Consider the following 20324-nt stretch of genomic DNA (forward strand, 5'->3'; position numbering starts at 1 on the left):
GGGACATCGATCGTTGAATAAGGGTACGAAGTTCCCTTATTTCTCGGAAAGGAGGCGGCTTGATGGATCAGCAGCGGATTTTGACGGTCAAGGATTTGAACCGCTACATCCGAATGAAGCTGGAATCGGATCAGGTGCTTACCGACGTCTGGATTCGCGGTGAAATTTCGAATTTCACGCACCATTCCAGCGGACATATGTATTTCACGCTAAAGGATGCGGACAGCCGGATCAAATGCATTATGTTTGCTTCCCACAACCAGCGGCTGCCGTTTCGGCCGAAGGAAGGGACGCGCGTGATCGCTCGCGGCAACGTCTCCGTCTACGAGCGGGACGGGCAATACCAGTTCTACGCTACGCATATGCAGCCGGACGGAGTGGGCAGCCTGTATCTGGCTTTCGAGCAGTTGAAACAGAAGCTCGATGCGGAAGGCCTGTTCGCGCCGGGACGTAAGCGGCCCTTGCCGCGGTTCCCGAAGACGATCGGCGTCGTGACTTCGCCGACCGGAGCGGCGGTCCGCGATATCTTGACGACGCTCGGGCGGCGATACCCGCAGGCCGCGGTGATCCTGTACCCCGTGCTCGTCCAGGGCAAAGGGGCGGCGCCGTCGATCGTGAAAGCGATCCGGACGCTGAACGACATGGGCGAGGCCGACGTGCTCATCGTCGGCCGCGGCGGCGGCTCGCTCGAGGAGCTGTGGGCGTTCAACGAGGAGCAGGTCGCGCGCGCGATTTACGAATCGGCGATTCCCGTCATCTCGGCCGTTGGCCATGAGACGGACTTCACCATCGCCGATTTTGTCGCCGACCTGCGCGCCGCCACGCCCACAGCGGCCGCCGAGCTGGCCGTGCCGCACACGGCCGAGCTGCGCGCGCTTCTGCGCCAGCGCGAACAGGTGCTGCAGCAGGGCTTGCAGCACCGCCTGCAGCAGGCGCGCGAACGGCTGCGCCGGCTGAAGCGCTCGCCGGCGCTGACGCAGCCGCGGCGCAGCCTGCTCCAGCACGCGGAGCGGCTGGACCGGCTGTCCTCGCGGCTGACCGGCCGCATGGACACGCGCCTGCAGCTGGCCGGCGCGGCACAGGACCGCCTGCACCAGCGGCTGTTGCGCTTCCATCCTAGGGAAGCGCTTCAGTTCGCGGGGCGTCGGCGGCGGGAGGCGGATCGCCTGCTGCGGCAGGCCATGCACGGCATCCTGCGGGAGAAGTCCGGCCAGTTGGCTTCGGGCATCCGCCATTTGGATGCGCTGAGCCCGCTCAAAGTCATGGCGCGGGGCTACAGCCTCGTATACGATGAGCAAGGAGAACGGCTCATCAAGTCGTTGTCGGACGTTGATCCGGGCGACCGGATCACGGTGAAAGTCACGGACGGAGAACTGGATTGTCAAGTTTGGGGCATGAGGCCGGAAGGAGCTGGAGAAGAAGATGAAAGACAAGGAAGCCAAGCTTAAGGCTGAGGCGCAGCAACCGGAACTGAATTTCGAAGAAGCGATGAACCAGCTGGAGGACATCGTGTCCCAGCTGGAGCACGGGGATGTCCCGCTGGAGAAGGCGATTGACCTGTTCCAGGAAGGCATGCGGCTCTCGCAACTCTGCGGTCAGAAGTTGGCGCAGGTGGAACGGAAGATCGAAATGATCGTAGAAGAAGACGGGGCGGTAGAGAAGCAGCCGTTTCAGCCGCCGCTGGGCGATAACGCGGATTTCTGAGGAGAGCGGTGATCTTGTTGCGGCAGCAATTATCGATTGAGGAATACATGAAAGAGATTGGAGAAGTCGTTTCTGCCCGATTGTCCGCAAGCCTTCCGGCGGCATGGGACGTGCCGGATACGCTAAGCCAGGCGATGGATTACTCGCTGATGGCGGGAGGGAAACGGCTGCGGCCGCTGCTCGTCGTGGCTGCGGCGGAGGCGCTCGGCGGAAGCCGGGAAGCGGCATTGCCCGTCGCCTGCGCCGTGGAAATGGTGCATACCTATTCGCTGATCCATGACGATCTGCCGGCCTTGGACAACGACGACTTTCGGCGCGGGAAACCGACGAATCATAAAGTGTTTGGGGAAGCGATGGCCATTTTGGCCGGAGACGGCTTGTTAACGCACGCTTTCTACAACGTAGTCCAAGCGAGCCGCGAGTACGGGGTGCCCGCGGAGGCGGCGCTTGCGATCGTTGCGGAGTTGTCGCGGTATGCCGGACCCGGCGGCATGGTGGGCGGTCAGGTGGCCGACATGCAAGGGGAGCAGGGAGTAACCGACCTGAACCAACTGCGCTATATCCATGAGCACAAAACCGGAGACCTGATCGTATTCTCGGTGAAGGCGGGGGGACATCTCGCTTCCGGGACCGCGGAGCAGCTTGAAGCCTTGGAGCGTTACGGACGGGCGTTAGGGCATGCTTTCCAAATTCAGGACGATATCCTCGATCTGATCGGAGACGAAAGCAAACTCGGCAAAAAAACGCAAAGCGACGTGAAACAGCAGAAGGTGACCTATCCTTACTTTATCGGTATCGAGGCATCCCGCTCCGAAGTCGACCGGCTGACGCGCGAAGCGAAGGAAGCCGTGCAGGGCGGCGCGGTTCCAAACCCGCAGCGGCTCTTGGAAATCGCCGATATGCTGCTGCGCCGGGATCATTGATCCGCCTCCGTTTTATGGAGCGATATCACGGAAAAATGACTCATTCATCTGTTGCAAGTGATTTCGACATCATTGTGACATATGGTATAATGAAGGCTATTATCATCTAGTGTTAAAAGCCGGTATCTGAAGCCGACTTTTTGAACCATACATTAAGGAAAGCGGGGAATGGCTGTGCTGCTTTCGGAAATACATGAGCCTGCCGATCTGAAAAACTTGTCCCTGGAGCAATTGACGCCGCTCGCTGAGGAAATCCGCCAGTTCTTGATCGAGAAGCTGTCGGTGACCGGCGGGCATTTGGCTTCGAATTTGGGCGTGGTGGAATTGACGATCGCCCTGCACTATTGCTATAACAGTCCGCAGGATAAATTCATCTTCGACGTAGGCCACCAGGCTTATGTACATAAAATACTAACCGGGCGGATGGATCAGTTTGACACGCTTCGCAAACATCATGGACTATGCGGATTTGTTAAACGGAGTGAGAGCGAGCATGACGTGTGGGAGGCAGGGCATAGCAGCACCTCGCTTTCGGCGGCGATGGGGATGGCGCTGGCCCGGGATTTGAAAGGCGAATCGAACCGGGTGATCGCGATCATCGGGGACGGTGCGTTAACCGGAGGAATGGCGTTTGAAGCGCTGAACCACATCGGTCATGAGAAGAAAGACCTGATGGTCATCCTGAACGACAATGAAATGTCGATCGCGCCAAACGTCGGGGCCATGCACAACTACTTGACCAAAATCCGTTCCGACCGCAATTATCTGCGGGCCAAGGACGAGGTCGAGCAGCTGCTGAAGAAAATTCCGGCCATCGGAGGCAAAGTGGCCAAAACCGTGGAACGAGTGAAGGACAGCCTCAAGTATTTGATGGTGTCCGGCGTCTTATTCGAGGAGCTCGGCTTCAAGTACCTGGGGCCGGTGGACGGCCATGATTTGCCGGGCTTGATCGACTCCTTCAAGCAGGCGAATAACGTAAGCGGCCCGGTGTTGGTACATGTCCTAACTACTAAAGGCAAAGGATATACGCCGGCAGAGCAGGATTCGCATAAATGGCATGGCATTACGCCGTACAAAATCGAATCCGGCCAACTGTTGAAGGCCGTGGGAAATCCGATGTACACGGAGGTGTTCGGCCAGACGCTGATTGAGTTGGCCGAGCAGGACGAACGCATCGTAGCCGTGACCCCGGCGATGCCGGGCGGTTCCGGGTTGGTCAAATTCGGCGAACGTTTTCCCGGCCGCATGATCGACGTCGGCATCGCCGAGCAGCATGCCGCCACGATGTGCGCAGCTATGGCGATGGAAGGCCTGAAGCCGGTGTACGCGGTGTATTCCACGTTTATGCAGCGGGCTTACGACCAGATCGTCCATGATATTTGCCGCCATAACGCCAACGTGATGTTCGCCATCGACCGAGCCGGATTTGTCGGTGCGGACGGAGAGACCCACCAAGGCGTTTACGATATCGCTTTTATGCGGCATATTCCGAATATCGTATTGATGATGCCGAAGGACGAGAACGAATTGCGCCACATGATGAAAACGGCGCTTGAATATAATGACGGGCCGATCGCCTACCGCTATCCGCGGATCAACGTGCCTGGGGTTCCGCTGGACAAAGAGCTGATGCCGATCCCGATCGGAACTTGGGAACAGCTGCGCGAAGGCGACAGCCTGACGATCGTAGCGGTGGGGCCGATGGTGCAGGTGGCGGAAGAAGCGGCGGAAACGCTGAAACGGGAAGGCGTGTCCGCCGCCGTCGTGAACGCCAGATTTTTGAAGCCGCTCGATGGGGATATGCTGGGTAAGCTTGCGCAGGGCAGCGGAAAGATCATCGTGCTTGAAGAGGCGTCGCAGGCAGGAAGCTTGGGCAGCGCCATCTTGGAGTTCTACGCAGAGCAAGGGATCACAGGGCTGGACATCCATCTGATGGGCGTCCCGGACCGGTTTATCGAGCATGGAAGCATTAAAGAGCAGTTGGAAGAAGTTGGCTTAACGGCCGAAAATGTCGTCCGCGAGGTACAGAAACTGCGAAGCGGTCAACATCTGACTCTGGGCAAAAAAGTAAATTATTGACGGGAGATTGGCATGTCGGTTTCCAAGGAACGCGTAGACGTCCTGCTCGTGGAGCAGGGATATTTCGATAGCAGGGAAAAGGCGAAAGCCGCGATCATGGCCGGTCTGGTGTTCGGCGGACAGGAGCGGCTCGAGAAAGCGGGGACGAAGATTCCCCGCGATACCGCGTTGTCCGTCAAAGGGGCGATCCATCCCTATGTCAGCCGGGGCGGACTGAAGCTGGAAAAAGCGATTAAGCGATTTAACCTGGATCTGACAGGCCGGACGATGCTGGACATCGGATCGTCCACCGGGGGCTTTACCGATTGCGCCTTGCAGCATGGCGCCGGTTATGTCTATGCCATCGACGTCGGCTACAACCAGCTCGATTGGTCGCTGCGCAACGATCCGCGGGTGAACGTCAAGGAACGCACCAACTTCCGGTACATGACGCCGGAGGATTTGGAGGGCCCGAAGCCGGACTTCGCCAGCATCGACGTGTCATTTATATCGCTCAAAATCATTTTGCCGCCGCTCCTCGCGCTGTTGAGACGGCCGGCGGACATCGCCGCTCTCATTAAGCCGCAGTTTGAGGCCGGGCGCGAGAAGGTCGGCAAATCGGGGGTCGTTCGCGATTCCAAAGTGCATCAGGAAGTGCTGGAGACGGTGCTGGGGTTTGCGGCAGAGCAAGGCTACGAAGTGGCCGGGTTAACCTTCTCCCCGATCACCGGCGGTGAAGGCAATATCGAATTTTTGGCTCACCTCAGGCTAGAGGAAGAGCCAGCAGGCAATTCGGCAGGCAGGCAGGGGGATGAGCGTATCACGCAACTCCGCGAATTGGCCGCCAGCGTTGTCCAGGAAGCCGCGAACACCTTTACGGGAGGCCCATCGAAATGATGGGTCTTTTTTGCATGCCTGCTTGCAAATCGAACGCCTGTTCCCTATAATGGAATCAAAACCGTGATTTTGTCCTCATTCCCCTCATAAATTTATGCTTCGCCCGACAGGAGCTGATCGCGGCAGCGTCGAAATAATGGGTGAGGTGATAATCGGTGGGAGCTTACTCTGACGGTCTTCTGATGATTGTGATCGCGGGAATCGGCGCTTTTTTACTGTACCGCGGTTTTCGTTCCTGGGTCCGCAAGCCGTTTTCTTTAAGATCCGGCATCGGATTTGAAATGAATGAGGAGATTCTGGAGCACCCTGCCGTGGACATGCTGGAGCAAGCGGGTTACGAGGTCGTCAGCGATAAATTGAAGGTGCCGCTCACCTTCCGCGTGGACGGCGAACTCCTGCACAGCCGTCTGTTTATCGACTATATTGCGGTCAAGAACGGGGAATTCTATCTGGTAAGGACCGCGCGGGAACGCCTCCCGATCGAATGGACGGGCAGCGGCTTACGCAGGGAACTGCTGCCGTTCCTGCTGCTATATCCGGATTGCGCCGGCGTGTTGTACGTGGATCCGGAACAAGGGGAGCTGAAGGAAATCTCCTTAACGACGGAAGAGGATGAAGAAGATGAATCCGCCTGAATCGATACGTTTTCGACCAACAGGCAAGTGGAGGGCAGAATGAAAGGGCATAGACATATCAAAATACGGGAAATCATTACGGCAAGGGAAATCGAAACCCAGGACGAGCTGGTGGAAGCGCTGCGCGAAGCGGGATATCAGGTCACTCAGGCCACGGTCTCCCGCGACATCAAAGAACTGATGCTGATCAAGGTGCCGACGGACGATGGCAGGTACAAATACTCCATGCCGACGGCCCAGCGTTATAACCCGGTGCAGAAGCTGCAGCGTGCGCTGGTCGACAGCTTCGTGCATATCGACCATACCGGGAATCTGGTCGTGATGAAGTGCCTTCCGGGGACGGCCAATTCGGTGGCCGTGCTGCTCGACAATATGGAGTGGCCGGATTTGCTCGGCACGATTTGCGGGGACGACACGATCCTGCTGATTTGCCGGAATGAGGAGTACAGCCGGTTTTTGATCGAACAGATCATGGGTTACATATCTTAATCGAGTTTGGAGTTAGGGGAAGGAGTGCCTGGCATGTTGGTTCATTTATCCATTCGTAATCTGGCGGTGGTTGAAGCGGTGGACGTCTCTTTTGGTTCCGGCTTTCATGTCCTCACGGGGGAGACCGGTGCGGGCAAATCGATCATCATCGATGCGCTAGGCTTGATTGCCGGCGGCCGGGGTTCGGCCGATTTGATCCGTTATGGCTGTGATAAGGCCGAAATGGAGGCCTCCTTCGATCTGCCTGCGGGACATCCGGTCTGGACAACCTTGGATGGATTAGGAATCGCCGGCGATCCCGGCGAACTTCTGATCATTCGCCGGGAAATCAGCGTTCAGGGCAAGAGCTCGGCGCGCATCAACGGTCAACTCGTTAATTTATCGATGCTGCGCGAAGTCGGCGACGAATTGATCAACCTGCATGGACAACATGAGCACCAAACCCTGCTTCGGCCCGAACGCCATTTGGAGCTGCTGGATGCTTACGGGGCCGAATCGATAGATCCGGTCAAGGCGGCTTATCAAGCAACCTATGCCGAGTTCGTGCGAATCGACAAGGAATATAACGAGCTGCGCAATACGAGCCAGCAGGCGTTGCAAATGCTCGATTTATACCGGTTTCAGCTTGGCGAGATTGCGGCAGCCGAGTTAAAACCGGGCGAAGATGAATTACTCGCGGAGGAAAAGGTCAAGCTATCCCATAGCGAGAAAATGATGGAGTCCATTTCGAAAGCGTATGATTCGCTATATGGACCCCAAGGGCTTGACGCGATCGCGAAAGCCGTATCGAAGCTGAACGAAGTGGCCGCATATGACAGCAAAGGGATTTCTCCTCTCTTGGAGCAGCTGCAGTCCGCTTATTATCAACTCGAGGATGCATCCTTCAGTTTGCGGAACTACCGAGAACGGATTGAATTTAATCCCGAACGGCTCGAAGAAGTGGAGGAACGGCTAGATTTAATCTCATCGCTCCGCCGCAAATACGGAGACGACATTCAAGGCATCCTCGCTTATTATGAGAAGATCCGTCAGGAAACCGATGCTCTGGAGAACAAGGATGAGCGACTGGACCAGCTTCAGGCGGAGCGGGAGAAACTGACGGCCCGATTAATGAAGCAAGCCTTTGAACTGAGTGCAGTACGGCGCCTGAAGGCCGATGAACTTGCAGCCCAGATCGAGACCGAGCTCAAGGACCTGCAAATGGGACGAACTTCTTTGCAAGTGAAGTTGTCCATCGCGGAGGATGCACATGGCTTGGACTGGGAAGGGAAGAAGATCCGTCCCGGTAAGCAAGGCATCGACAATGCCGAATTCTTGATCTCGCCGAACCCGGGAGAACCTCTCCGGCCGTTAAGCAAAATTGCGTCCGGCGGTGAGTTGTCGCGGATGATGCTGGCGCTTAAGAGCATTTTTGCCCGGCATGAGCAGGTCCCCGTGCTGATTTTCGATGAAGTCGATACCGGCGTCAGCGGCCGGGCCGCCCAATCGATCGCCGACAAGTTGTCCCGATTGTCCGCGATGTGCCAGGTGTTCGCCATTACCCACTTGCCGCAGGTGGCCTGCATGGCCGAACGGCAGTATCTCATCGAGAAAGTCGTTGAAGAAGGCCGTACGATGACCCGCGTTGAATCATTAGATGAAGCGGGACGGGTGAATGAACTGGCCCGCATGCTCGGCGGGGTGGAAATCACGGAGAAAACCCAACACCATGCCCAGGAAATGCTGAAGCTGGCGCAGGCACAAAAGGATGGTTTATTAAGTCCGGCACAATGATTGACAGTAATAAAACACCTGACCCGGGGTATCTTATAGGTACGCAATTGGCGACCACCTTTTCGTCAAGCGAAAGAAGCTAAGGGAGCGTGACAGCCATTGAACCCGAACCTCAGGAATAGAATGCTCGGTCTTTTTCTTGCCTTCTTCTTTTGTTTTCTCGGCACGTCTGCCGCTGAAGGGCGGCTGCCTGTATTGCCGGACGAGTTGCGCCTGTTTCAGGGTCAGGGAACGCAAATTTCATTAGCTTTGCCCGTACAGGCCGAAGTTAGCGTGGATCGGCCCGATGTCGTGATGGTAAACGGGCAAGCGAATCCATCCATGAAAGTATCCTTGGGAAATCCGCTCAAGCTTTCGTCGCTTCGGAGTGGAGAAGCCAACCTCCGCATGAAATTATTCGGTCAAATTCCTCTAAAGACCGTGAAGGTCAATGTCATTCCGGACCTCAAAGTCATTCCCGGCGGACAAACCATCGGCGTTAAGGTGAAGTCCGCCGGGATCTTAGTGGTCGGCCATCACCAGGTCGTCACCGACACCGGCAAAGTATCTCCCGGCGAAGCCGCGGGAATTCAAGCCGGCGATTTGATCACCCACATTAACGGCACGAAGCTGCAGGATGTCCGCGAGGTGGCCGATATCGCGGCCGATTCAGGCAATCACCAGCGTCCGCTCAAGATTACTTATAAGCGGAACGACAAAGAATTTACCACCTCCCTGAGTCCGGCGTACGATCAACAGGATCGGGCGTGGAGATTAGGCCTTTATATTCGTGATTCCGCCGCAGGGGTGGGGACACTGACGTTCTATTCCCCGTCTCATGGCGTGTATGGGGCGTTAGGACACATTATTACCGATATGAATACGCAGACGCCGATCGTGGTCGGCAGCGGGCAGATTTTGCAGTCCAGCGTAACGTCCATCTCCAAGAGCGAAAGCGGAGAACCGGGGGAGAAGCGGGCTCATTTTCTGAAGGAAGGGAAAACCTTAGGCAATATCGAACGAAATACGCATTTCGGGATCTTCGGGAAAATGTCGCAAAATCCGGAGCATAGCGTATATCAGAAACCGGTCCCAGTCGCTTTCGCGGAGGAAGTGAAGGAAGGACCGGCGGAAATCCTAACGGTGGTGGAGGGTCAGCGGGTGGAGCGATTTAAGGTTGAGATCGTTCATGTTTCCAAGCAAAGCGCTCCGGAAACCAAGGGTCTGGTGATCCGCATTACCGATCCTCGCCTCGTGGAGAAGACGGGGGGCATTGTTCAAGGCATGAGCGGCAGCCCGATTATCCAAAACGGGAAACTGATTGGCGCGGTCACCCATGTGTTCGTCAACGATCCGAAATCAGGATATGGATGCTTTATCGAGTGGATGCTCCAGGATGCCGGAATTCTGCAGAGCAACAAAGGCACGCTTCAAAATCTTAAGGCGAGCTAACGCTGCCTTAAGATTTTTTTTATCCCAGGGGCTTACCTTTAGATCGACATACAATCCCTATTTCCTGTATGCATTTGTCGAATGAATCCGAACGGTATCGGTTTGTGTAAATAAATATTTTATTATATCTCAAGCCTGTAAAAAAATAAATAAAAATAATTTTCGACAGAAGGAATTTACTTTTGTGTGTCGAATCCTTATTCTGGGAAGAGGAGAAACAAAGAAGAACCCATCCATTTACCTGAAGGAGGAAGTAGGCAGTGCAGAAAATCGAAGTGTTGTTGGCGGATGATAATCGAGAATTTACGAATTTGCTCGCGGAATACATTTCGGAGCAGGACGATATGGTCGTCTCGGGAATCGCCTATAATGGGGAAGAAGTGCTGGAGATGATCGATAATGCGGCCAAAGTTCCCGATGTCTTGATCCTGGACATCATTATGCCTCATCTGGACGGACTCGGTGTACTTGAACGCATTCGCGACCTCAACTTGACACCGCAGCCCAAAATCATCATGCTGACCGCTTTTGGTCAAGAGAACATCACGCAGCGTGCCGTTCAGCTTGGCGCTTCTTACTACATCTTGAAGCCTTTTGACATGGAAGTTCTGGCGAACCGTATCCGCCAGCTCGTCGGCGTTCAAACCTTAACCACCAGCGCACCGTCGGCATCGTTTACGAAATCGAACGTGGTGCCGCTGGGCAAGGGCAAAAACCTCGATGCGAACATCACTTCAATCATTCATGAAATCGGAGTCCCTGCGCATATTAAAGGGTATCAATATCTGCGCGAAGCGATTACGATGGTTTATAACAACATCGAAATTTTGGGTGCAATCACGAAAACGTTGTATCCGGCGATCGCGGAAAAATTCAAAACGACGCCATCCCGCGTAGAACGAGCCATTCGCCATGCGATCGAAGTCGCTTGGACGCGCGGCAACATCGATTCGATCAGCCATCTTTTCGGCTATACGATCAACATCTCCAAATCCAAGCCGACCAACAGCGAATTTATCGCCATGGTGGCCGATAAGCTGCGGATCGAGCATAAAGTGTCGTGAAAGTCTAAGGAAACGAATGAACGTGATAACGACGGGTGAGTGTATGCCGTTGGTCGTTCACTTACGTAGTTATACAGATTTGAATGAAAGGCGGTCCCTCTCGGTGAACACCGGGCTGCGGCCGTTTTTTATTTTTCGGGAAAGAGATCCGCATACCCCAATTGACAAAACCTACCTTTGGGGTTATTCTGTATATGAACATATGCTCATATACTGAATTTGGAGAGGGGAAACCAACGAATGGAGAAAAATGTGCACTCCTATCTGAGCCCGGATACGCTGGAGAAGGTTTCTACGATTTTTAAGGCATTATCCGATCCAACCCGAATCAAAATTCTCTATTTGCTGTCGGAAGAGGAATGTTCCGTGACGCATATGTCGGACGTGCTGAATTTGTCACAATCGGCGGTATCCCATCAGCTGAGCCTGCTGCGAAATTTGCGGCTGGTGAAGTTTCGGCGCGAGGCCAATACGATGTATTACAGCTGTGACGACGACCATGTCATATCGCTCTTGACCCAAGCGATTCAGCACGCGAAATGCGATTAGGAGGGAGTTTCCATGGGACATCATCATCATGATCACCACGCTCACCATCATCACGGTCATGCCGGCCATCACCACGATCATCACGCCGTGCGGTCGGGCAACAAAAAAGGGTTGTTGATCGCATTATTGATTACGGCTTCGATCGCAATCCTGGAATTTTTCGGCGGTTTGTTTACGGGAAGCCTGGCGTTATTGTCCGACTCCGGGCATATGCTTAGCGACGCCAGCTCGCTGGTACTTAGCCTGGTCGCCTTTTGGTTTGCCGCGCGTCCTGCATCGAAACGCAATACTTATGGATTTCACCGCATGGAGATTTTGGCGGCACTGCTGAACGGGGTAACCTTGTTCGTGATCGCCGGTTTTATCATGTGGGAGGCGTACGGGCGTTTGCTTGATCCGCCGACCGTCTCCAGCAATACCATGATCGTCATTGCGGTGATCGGCCTGATCGCGAATTTAGCGAGTGCGGCCGCCTTGCTCAAGAAAGGGGATGTGAAGGGCAACGTTAATCTGAAAAGCGCCTATCTGCACGTCCTAGGAGACGCTTTAGGTTCGGTTGGGGCGATCTTGGCAGGTATCGTCATGTCGTTGTTCGGCTGGTACATTTTCGACCCGATCATCAGCGTTGTCGTGGCGTTATTGATTCTTCGCGGCGCCTGGGGCGTGATTGCCCAATCGGTGCATATCCTGATGGAAGGATCGCCGGCAACGATCGATCAAAGCCAGGTCAAGCAGTGCTTGGAAGGCATTTCCGGCGTCGTTGAGGTTCATGATTTGCATATTTGGACGATTACGTCGGGCATGGATGCGCTTAGCTGCCATTTGACGATCGAGGACGGCAGCCAGAGTCAGGCCGTGTTACAGGAAGCCATATCCGCCTTGGAGAGAACGTTCCATATCGGTCATTCCACCATTCAGGTCGAAACGCGGCACATCCGTCATCGGGAGCTTATGATATAATGCGATCTGAGAAAGGATGATCGAACATGTCACAGAATTTGGATTCGGCGACTTATCGGGAAATGCTGGAACAGGCCTCTTTGGAGGAGGAGAAGCGGAAGGCCTTATTGGAACTGATCGACCGTTTTGACCAGGTGACAGCTGAAAATGCCAGATTGCGCAAAGCGCTGCTTCGGGCTTCTTCCCATAACGCCTCGCGGATGTCGACCAAGCTGAAAGAAGCTTTATACGAATAGCTGAAAAAACCTCTCCCGCCAAGATTTAAAGGCGAAAGAGGTTTATTTTTTGCCCGCAAAACGGAAATCCTGAGGCTAATCGTGTTGGAGCCCAACCGGCTCCGGATCTTTGTCGGCAGCGGCGTCTTTCTTGCGGAATCTTGGACCGACGTAATTCCGCTTGCGGTCCCGGAAGAAAATCCAGCCGCCCAAAAATCCGGCGCCTGCACCAAACAAAACGACGCCCAGCCCAAAATTCAGCCAATCGAACGTGACGCGGGATAACGCATCGTCGCCATGGGCGGACATATAATCAAATAGGGAGTCTTTTATTTTCAGAAAGCCGATCATCGCGGTAATGCCGGGAATAACCAGCAATAGAATGGCGATAAACCGGGATAACTTCAGCTTCATCAGGGGGATCGTCCTTTCCTTCCTAAAAATGGCCTATGTACTGTTAAAAATATCATACCTTTTTCCCGGTGGGATGTCTATTTGCTGCGCCGATTTGTATTAACGAAAAAACAAGGTAAAATAAGGGGAAAGCGACTGAATTGATAGAATGGGTGGAGATCTGATATGGCAATTACATGTGACGTAGCGGTGCTGGGCGGAGGTACGGGCGGATATATCGCGGCTATTCGCGCGGCCCAATTGGGGAAAGAAGTGGTCATCATCGAGCGGGACAAGCTGGGTGGAACTTGTCTGCATCGGGGCTGCATCCCTAGCAAAGCGCTGCTGCGCAGCGCGGAGCTTTATGCGCAAATGAAGGACAGCGCAAGCTTCGGCATAGAAACGAACGGAGTCACGCTTGTGTTTCCGAAAGTCCAAGAAAGAAAGCAAAGCATCGTGGATCAGCTTCATAAAGGGGTCGAATACTTGATGCGTAAACATAAAATCCGCGTCATCGAAGGGAAAGGCCGGGTGATTGGGCCGTCGATCTTCTCGCCGAAGAGCGGGGCGGTCGCGGTGGAACTGCCGGACGGGGAAATGGAGACGGTCGTGCCGACGAACCTAATCATCGCGACCGGCTCTCGGCCGCGGACGCTGCCGGGTCTGGAACCCGACGGCATCCATATCCTCAGCAGCGATGAAGCGTTGCAGTTAGCCGAACTTCCCGGCTCAATGCTGATCGTGGGGGGCGGGGTCATCGGCGTAGAATGGGCTTCACTGTTGAACGATTTCGGCGTGCAGGTGACCGTGGTGGAAGCCGCGGATCAATTGCTGCCGGCCGAAGACGAGGACGTGGCCCGCGAATTGCAGAAGCAGTTGAAGCGCCGCGGCATTGAAGTCATCACGGGGGTCTCGGTAGATCCCGGTTCCTTGGAAATTGGCGATAACCGGGTACATATTTCGGCGAAGCGGGGAGACGAATCACTCCGGCTCGAAGCGGATAAGCTGCTGGTATCCATCGGACGCCAGGCCAACGTGGAGAATATCGGGCTGGAAAATACCGACATCGGGTTAGAGCGCGGCTTCATTCGGGTAAATGAACATATGCAGACGACCGAACCGCATATTTACGCCATCGGCGATTGTATCGGCGGGCTTCAACTGGCGCATGCCGCCAGCCATGAAGGATTAACGGCCGTCCATCATTTGGCCGGGGAAGCTTCGCATGGTTATCAGGAGAGTCAAGTCCCGCGTTGCGTCTACACTCGACCAGAGGTTGCTTCCGTTGGCATCACCGCCAAAGAGGCCAAGGCAAAGGGGCTGGACGTTAAGATCGGCAAGGTTCCGTTTTCGGCGATCGGCAAGGCGCTCGTGCACGGAGAACCGGAAGGTTTCGTTAAAATGGTGGCCGATGCCCGCACGAACGACATCCTTGGCGTTCAGATGATCGGTCCGCACGTGACGGAGCTGATCAGCCAAGCGGCGCTCGCTCAGGTGCTGGATGCGACGCCTTGGGAAGTTGGACAAGCGGTATTCGCCCATCCGACGCTGGCGGAAATTATCGGGGAAGCGGCGTTGGCCGTGGACGGGAACTCCTTAAACGCTTGAGGAAACGGACGGGAAGATGAGTATTTTCTTTTTCAACGGAAAACGATTATAATAAACTTATTCCAAGTCTTAGTACCTGGTGTTAAGATTAAGGTATGCAAGCCCCAATCGAAGGAGGTAACTCCCATGAATGCCAAAAGTGCAGTTCAAACAGAGCCGAAACATAAGCAAGTCGGATTATCGGATGCTGAAGTCGTAGAAATGTACAGATATATGGTGATTGCGCGCAAATTCGACGAGCGCAACCTGCTGCTGCAGCGAGCGGGTAAAATCAATTTTCACGTTTCCGGAATCGGCCAGGAGACGGCGCAGGTAGCCGCGGCTTTTGCGCTCGATCGGCAACGCGATTATTTTCTGCCTTATTACCGGGACTACGGATTCGTACTGGCGGTCGGCATGTCGTTGACCGAGCTGATGCTGTCGGCGTTCGCCAAAGCGGGCGACCCGAACAGCGGCGGCCGGCAAATGCCGGGGCATTTCGGCAGCAAACGGCTGCGCATCGTGACCGGATCCAGTCCGGTAACCACTCAGGTTCCCCATGCGGTGGGCGTGGCCTTGGCTGCGAAAATGCAAAAGAAGGACATCGTTTCTTACGTAACGTTTGGCGAAGGCTCCAGCAACCAGGGCGATTTTCATGAGGGCTTAAATTTTGCCGGAGTTCAGAAGCTGCCGGTGATTTTCATGTGCGAAAACAACCAATACGCGATCTCCGTTCCCGTGAAGAAGCAATTGGGCGGGCGCGTTTGCGACCGAGCTCAAGGTTATGGCTTCCCGGGAATCCGCGTGGACGGGAACGATGCGCTTGAAGTGTATCGGGTGGTCAAGGAGGCACGGGAACGTGCCGTCCGCGGCGAAGGGCCTACGCTGATCGAGGCCATGATGTATCGGCTATCCCCGCACTCTACGTCGGACAACGACCTGGCTTATCGGACGAAGGAAGAAGTCGAGGAGAATTGGAAAAAAGACGGCATCCCGAAAATGAAGTCGTATCTGATCGATAACGGGTTATGGAGCGAGGAGCAGGATGAAACGCTGTTGAAGGAGATCCATCAACAGCTGAAGGAAGCGGTGGAAGCGGCGGATAACTCGCCTTTCCCGAAACCGGAAGACACACTGCTGCATGTCTATGCCAGCGAAGGGGAGGGGCAATAATCATGCCGGTGATGGAATATATCGACGCGATCCGTCTCGCGATGAAGGAAGAAATGGAGCGGGACGAAAGCGTGTTTGTGATGGGGGAAGACGTCGGCGTGAAAGGCGGCGTGTTTACGACGACGAAAGGGCTGCAGGAGCAGTTCGGGGAAATGCGCGTCATCGATACGCCGCTTGCGGAATCGGCGATCGCCGGCGTGGCGATCGGCGCGGCCATGTACGGGCTGAAGCCGATCGCGGAAATGCAGTATTCGGACTTCATGCTGCCGGCAACCAACCAGATCATCAGCGAAGCGGCGAAAATCCGCTATCGCTCCAACAACGACTGGAATTGCCCCGTCGTCGTTCGCGCCCCGATCGGCGGCGGGATCTTTGGCGGCTTGTACCACTCCCAATGTCCGGAATCGATCTTCTTTGGTACGCCGGGGTTAAAGATCGTTGCCCCCTATTCGGCTTATGATGCCAAAGGCTTGTTGAAGGCGGCGATCCGCGACCCCGATCCGGTGTTGTTCTTTGAGAACAAAAAATGCTATAAGCTGATCAAAGAGGATGTGCCGGAAGACGATTACGTGGTGCCGATCGGCAAAGCCAACCTGCTGCGGGAAGGCAGCGACATCACGGTCATCAGCTACAGCCTGCCGCTGCATTTTGCGATGCAAGCCGCGGAAGAGTTGGCTGCGGAGCAGGGGATCAGCTCTCATATTCTCGATTTGCGCACGCTCCAGCCGCTGGACCGCGAAGCGATTGTGGCAGCGGCCCGGAAGACCGGCAAGGTGCTGATCGTCCATGAAGACAATAAGACCGGCGGGATTGGTGCCGAAGTTTCGGCCATCATCTCCGAGGAGTGCCTGTTCGAGCTGGATGCGCCAATCGCCCGGTTATGCGGCCCGGACGTTCCGGCCATGCCGATCAGTCCGCCGATGGAGAAATTCTTTATGCTTAGCAAAGACAAGGTCAAAGAAGCGATGCTTCAATTGGCGCTTTATTAATTGGGAGTGAGTATACCGATGCCATCCAATAAAACATTGATTGACGTGCATTTGCCCCAGCTGGCCGAATCGCTCGTGTCGGCAACGATCGGGAAATGGTTGAAGAAGCCGGGGGATCCGGTCGAGCAATACGAACCCATCCTGGAAGTCATTACGGACAAAGTGAATGCCGAGATTCCTTCGACTTTGGACGGCGTGATGGGCGAGCTGTTGGCCGAGGAAGGCCAGGAGGTTCAGGTCGGCGCCGTGATCTGCCGGATCGAGACGGCGAGCGCCGAGGAGTCGCCGGCAAGCGGGCAAGCGGCGTCTGTCGCTGCCAGTCCGGCTGCGGGGACGACAAACGCGGGCGTACAGCCCGATGAATCGCAGCGCAGCCGGTATTCGCCGGCGGTGCAGACGCTTGCTGCCGAGCATGGTTTGGATCTGCGGCAAATCGCCGGAACGGGGCTCGGCGGACGGATCACGCGCAAAGACGTGCTGGCCTTCATCGAACAGGGAGGCCGTGGGGCCGTTGCAGCACCGCCTGTAGCTCCGGCAGCTGCGGCCACCGCTACGCCTCCCGTGCAGCCGCAGGCAATGCCTTCCGCTGCTCCGGCGCCAACAAGCGCGATCCCGGCCGGCCTGAACGCCGCCGCCGGGCCGGTACGCCATTCGGGTTTGCATTTGACGGAAAACCCGCCGATTCCGACGATCGAGGTGGAGGGTGGCGACCGTTCCGAATATTTTATCGACGTGACCCCCATCCGCAACACGATCGCTACCCGGATGCGCCAAAGCGTATCGGAAATTCCGCACGGTTGGATGATGATCGAAGTCGACGTCACCAACCTGGTACAGCTGCGCAACAAGGTCAAGCAGGAATTTATGCAGAAGGAAGGCGTCAACTTGACGTATCTGGCCTTCCTGCTGAAGGCGGTTGTGGGAGCGATCAAGGATTATCCGATCATGAACTCGGTGTGGGCGGTGGACAAAATCATCGTCAAACGCGACATCAATATCTCCCTGGCCGTCGGGACCGAGGATTCGGTGCTGACGCCGGTCATCAAAAAGGCCGACCAGAAAAATATCGCCGGCTTGGCGCGGGAGATCGAGGAGCTGGCGACGAAAGTTCGTTCCGGCAAGCTGAAGCTGGATGACATGCAGGGCGGAACGTTTACGGTTAACAACACTGGCTCCTTCGGTTCGATTCTGACGCAACCAATCATTAATTATCCGCAAGCCGCGATCTTAACGTTCGAATCGATCGTCAAGAGACCGGTCGTGATCAACGACATGATCGCCGTCCGTTCGATGGCCAATCTCTGCTTGTCGCTGGATCACCGGATCCTGGACGGGGTCATCTGCGGCCGCTTTATGCAACGGGTGAAGGAAAACATGGAAAGCTACAATCTGGAAACGCAGGTTTATTGAGCGTAAAAAGAGGATCGAGGCGAGGATGCGATGAACGAAGGCTTGACAGTACGCTATTATCCGATGATGGAATATGGGGAAGCCTGGGATTTGCAAAAACGGCTCATTAAAGAGATGGATGCGCAGCAGCAGGAAGAACACCTGCTGCTGTTGCAGCATCCGCCGACCTATACGATCGGTTCCCAGCGCCATCCCGAGCATCTGCTGCTCAGCGCCGAGCAGCTTCAGGAACGTGGGATCGCGGTGTTTGAAATCGACCGCGGCGGAGATATTACATACCATGGTCCCGGCCAACTTGTCGGTTATCCGTTGCTTCGTCTGGAGGCCGGGCGCGGGCTGGATTTGCACGGTTACCTGCGCCAGCTGGAGCAGGTGATCATCGATTATTTGGCCGAGTTTGGCCTCGAAGGGACACGAAAGCCGGAGTATACCGGGGTGTGGGTCGGTGACGTGAAAATTTGTGCCATTGGCGTGAAATTCAACAAAAGCAGGTACCATAAAGGCTTTATCACGAGCCATGGGTTTGCTTTTAACGTCAAGTCCGGCATTCAAGAAGAGGGCTTTGGCGGAATCATCCCTTGCGGAATTCAAGAGTATGGGGTGACGTCGCTGGAGGACGTCACCGGACGATCCTTTACGGTCGAGCAGGTGGCCAGAGACATCGTTCCGAAATTCAACGCGGTGTTTGGGCGTTCGGGGGCTTGGGCTGAAGCTTGAAGAGGTACTTAAAGAGCCCCCGAGTCGGATCAGCGAATGAAGAACGGCTCCAGAAAAGCGATCAGCGTTGAAGCCAGCATGGCGAACAACATCAAAAATACGACGATTCTCATCCAATTTTTGCGCATAACGGTAACTCCTTTTGCTTATACGTAGATTCATGTTCATCTTTATTATCGTAACGAAGAAAGCGAGGAAAGTCCAATGATTAAAGAGGAACGCGTCATCGGACAATTTTTGGAACTGGTGCAGATCGACAGCGAAACGAAACACGAGCGCCAGATCGCCGATGTCTTGAAACGCAAATTCAGCGAATTGGGGCTGGACGTCGTCGAGGACGGTTCGCAGGCGGAAACGGGACATGGCGCCGGGAACCTGATTGCCACGCTGAAAGCAAGCGAAGGCGTGTCCGCCGAACCTTTCCTGTTCACCTGCCATATGGACACCGTGACCCCGGGCAAAGGCATCAAGCCGGTCGTTGGCGAAGACGGGTGGATTCGCAGCGACGGCACGACGATCCTCGGGGCAGATGACAAAGCCGGCGTAGCGGTACTGCTGGAGCTGATTCAAGTGCTTCAGGAGGAGCAAATCCCGCACGGCCAAATCCAATTCGTCATCTCCGTCGGCGAGGAGTCGAGCCTGCGCGGGGCACGGGCACTGGAATCGCGGTACGTGGACGCCAAATTCGGGTTTGCGATCGACACCGGCGGCGAAGTGGGCACGATTTGTGTAGGCGCGCCTACGCAGGCGCGGGTCGAGATCGAGATTTACGGCAAAGCCGCCCATGCCGGGGTAAATCCCGAGGACGGCATTAGCGCGATTCAGGTGGCCGGCAAAGCGCTGGCTCGAATGAGTCTGGGACGAATCGACCCGGAGACGACGGCCAATATCGGCAAATTCGAGGGCGGCGGCGCCACCAATATCGTTCCGGATCACGTTACTTTATATGGTGAAGCGCGCAGCATGTCCCAGGAGAAAGTCGATAAGCAATTACGGGAAATGAAAGAAGCCGTGGAATCCGCTTGCCGCGACTTTGGTGCCAAAGGGGAATTCCGCAGCGAGGTGTTGTACCGGGCGTTCCGGATACCCGAGGAGGCTCCCGTACTGCGGATTGCCAAGCAAGCGGCGTCCGTGCTTGGACTGCCGGGGACGACGTTTACGACGGGCGGCGGCAGCGACGCGAACGTCTTCAACAGCCTGGGGATTCCAACCGTAAATTTGGCCATCGGCTATGAGGACATCCACACGACAAACGAAAGAATCAAGAAGGACGATATTGTCAAAACCGCGCAGTTTGCGCTGGAGATCGTCCGTCAATCCATATCCTCTTAGACGATAACGCGAATAATAGGATGCC

Annotated in this window: 21 protein-coding genes; 19 read left to right on the forward strand and 2 right to left on the reverse strand. The window is 55.4% G+C overall.

The annotated features are described in order from the left end of the window. The first annotated feature begins 62 nt into the window (after window positions 1-62). From xseA to MJ257_RS05045, 13 genes are all read left to right on the forward strand, one after another. Window positions 63-1448: an exodeoxyribonuclease VII large subunit gene (gene xseA, locus MJ257_RS04985; RefSeq protein ID WP_240268203.1), complete on the forward strand. Its 1386-nt coding sequence runs from the start codon at window positions 63-65 to the stop codon at window positions 1446-1448. After that, entirely contained in the window at window positions 1423-1704 is a 282-nt protein-coding gene (xseB, locus tag MJ257_RS04990; protein WP_240268204.1) for an exodeoxyribonuclease VII small subunit, read from the forward strand. Before xseA ends, xseB begins: the two co-directional genes overlap by 26 nt. A 47-nt stretch (window positions 1705-1751) precedes the next feature. Beyond that, the gene (locus MJ257_RS04995) at window positions 1752-2627 is read left to right on the forward strand and encodes a polyprenyl synthetase family protein (protein ID WP_240268268.1); all 876 of its coding nucleotides are present in this window, start codon (window positions 1752-1754) and stop codon (window positions 2625-2627) included. A 168-nt stretch (window positions 2628-2795) separates the two neighbouring features. After that, a complete protein-coding gene (gene dxs / locus MJ257_RS05000; protein WP_275693693.1) occupies window positions 2796-4706 on the forward strand; it encodes a 1-deoxy-D-xylulose-5-phosphate synthase in 1911 nt (636 codons plus the stop codon). Between the two features lie 12 nt (window positions 4707-4718). Beyond that, window positions 4719-5582 (forward strand): TlyA family RNA methyltransferase, encoded by an 864-nt coding sequence (locus tag MJ257_RS05005; protein ID WP_240268205.1) that lies wholly within the window; start codon window positions 4719-4721, stop codon window positions 5580-5582. Window positions 5583-5737: 155 nt separating this feature from the next. After that, the gene (locus tag MJ257_RS05010; protein ID WP_240268206.1) at window positions 5738-6217 is read left to right on the forward strand and encodes a hypothetical protein; all 480 of its coding nucleotides are present in this window, start codon (window positions 5738-5740) and stop codon (window positions 6215-6217) included. A 39-nt stretch (window positions 6218-6256) separates the two neighbouring features. Beyond that, entirely contained in the window at window positions 6257-6706 is a 450-nt protein-coding gene (gene ahrC / locus MJ257_RS05015; RefSeq protein WP_240268207.1) for a transcriptional regulator AhrC/ArgR, read from the forward strand. A gap of 33 nt (window positions 6707-6739) precedes the next feature. Beyond that, a complete protein-coding gene (gene recN, locus MJ257_RS05020) occupies window positions 6740-8479 on the forward strand; it encodes a DNA repair protein RecN (RefSeq protein WP_240268208.1) in 1740 nt (579 codons plus the stop codon). Between the two features lie 99 nt (window positions 8480-8578). Beyond that, entirely contained in the window at window positions 8579-9910 is a 1332-nt protein-coding gene (gene spoIVB, locus MJ257_RS05025) for a SpoIVB peptidase (protein ID WP_240268209.1), read from the forward strand. A gap of 260 nt (window positions 9911-10170) precedes the next feature. Beyond that, window positions 10171-10974, forward strand: coding sequence for a sporulation transcription factor Spo0A (gene spo0A, locus MJ257_RS05030; protein WP_240268210.1), 804 nt, complete (start codon window positions 10171-10173; stop codon window positions 10972-10974). A gap of 240 nt (window positions 10975-11214) precedes the next feature. Further along, window positions 11215-11523, forward strand: coding sequence for an ArsR/SmtB family transcription factor (locus tag MJ257_RS05035; protein WP_240268211.1), 309 nt, complete (start codon window positions 11215-11217; stop codon window positions 11521-11523). Between the two features lie 12 nt (window positions 11524-11535). Continuing rightward, window positions 11536-12483 carry a cation diffusion facilitator family transporter gene (locus MJ257_RS05040; RefSeq protein WP_240268212.1) on the forward strand — a complete coding sequence of 316 codons (948 nt, stop codon included), beginning with the start codon at window positions 11536-11538 and terminating at the stop codon, window positions 12481-12483. 26 nt (window positions 12484-12509) lie between these two features. Next, window positions 12510-12719 (forward strand): hypothetical protein, encoded by a 210-nt coding sequence (locus MJ257_RS05045; protein WP_240268213.1) that lies wholly within the window; start codon window positions 12510-12512, stop codon window positions 12717-12719. A 75-nt stretch (window positions 12720-12794) separates the two neighbouring features. Here the strand turns inward: MJ257_RS05045 and MJ257_RS05050 are convergent, their stop codons facing one another. Further along, on the reverse strand, window positions 12795-13112 hold the full coding sequence (locus MJ257_RS05050; protein WP_240268214.1) for a DUF2627 family protein: 318 nt from the start codon (window positions 13110-13112) through the stop codon (window positions 12795-12797). Window positions 13113-13277: 165 nt separating this feature from the next. Between MJ257_RS05050 and lpdA the strand changes: the two genes are divergently transcribed. The 5 genes from lpdA to lipB all read left to right on the forward strand — a co-directional run bounded on the left by lpdA (window position 13278) and on the right by lipB (window position 18967). Continuing rightward, window positions 13278-14699, forward strand: coding sequence for a dihydrolipoyl dehydrogenase (lpdA, locus tag MJ257_RS05055; RefSeq protein WP_240268215.1), 1422 nt, complete (start codon window positions 13278-13280; stop codon window positions 14697-14699). A gap of 126 nt (window positions 14700-14825) precedes the next feature. After that, window positions 14826-15851, forward strand: coding sequence for a thiamine pyrophosphate-dependent dehydrogenase E1 component subunit alpha (locus tag MJ257_RS05060; protein ID WP_240268216.1), 1026 nt, complete (start codon window positions 14826-14828; stop codon window positions 15849-15851). A 2-nt stretch (window positions 15852-15853) separates the two neighbouring features. After that, window positions 15854-16840, forward strand: coding sequence for an alpha-ketoacid dehydrogenase subunit beta (locus MJ257_RS05065; RefSeq protein ID WP_240268217.1), 987 nt, complete (start codon window positions 15854-15856; stop codon window positions 16838-16840). An 18-nt stretch (window positions 16841-16858) separates the two neighbouring features. Then, complete coding sequence (locus tag MJ257_RS05070) at window positions 16859-18250, forward strand: dihydrolipoamide acetyltransferase family protein (RefSeq protein WP_240268218.1); 1392 nt, start codon at window positions 16859-16861, stop codon at window positions 18248-18250. A 30-nt stretch (window positions 18251-18280) separates the two neighbouring features. Continuing rightward, window positions 18281-18967 carry a lipoyl(octanoyl) transferase LipB gene (gene lipB, locus MJ257_RS05075; protein ID WP_240268219.1) on the forward strand — a complete coding sequence of 229 codons (687 nt, stop codon included), beginning with the start codon at window positions 18281-18283 and terminating at the stop codon, window positions 18965-18967. Between the two features lie 29 nt (window positions 18968-18996). Here lipB and prli42 read toward each other — a convergent pair whose 3' ends face one another. Beyond that, on the reverse strand, window positions 18997-19095 hold the full coding sequence (gene prli42 / locus MJ257_RS05080) for a stressosome-associated protein Prli42 (RefSeq protein ID WP_240268220.1): 99 nt from the start codon (window positions 19093-19095) through the stop codon (window positions 18997-18999). A 76-nt stretch (window positions 19096-19171) separates the two neighbouring features. Here prli42 and MJ257_RS05085 point away from each other — a divergent pair, with 76 nt between their 5' ends. After that, the gene (locus MJ257_RS05085) at window positions 19172-20299 is read left to right on the forward strand and encodes a M20/M25/M40 family metallo-hydrolase (RefSeq protein WP_240268221.1); all 1128 of its coding nucleotides are present in this window, start codon (window positions 19172-19174) and stop codon (window positions 20297-20299) included. The last annotated feature ends 25 nt before the right edge of the window (window positions 20300-20324 follow it).

Origin of the sequence: Paenibacillus timonensis (assembly GCF_022427145.1) — a bacterium.
GTDB classification, from domain to species: domain Bacteria; phylum Bacillota; class Bacilli; order Paenibacillales; family Paenibacillaceae; genus Fontibacillus; species Fontibacillus timonensis.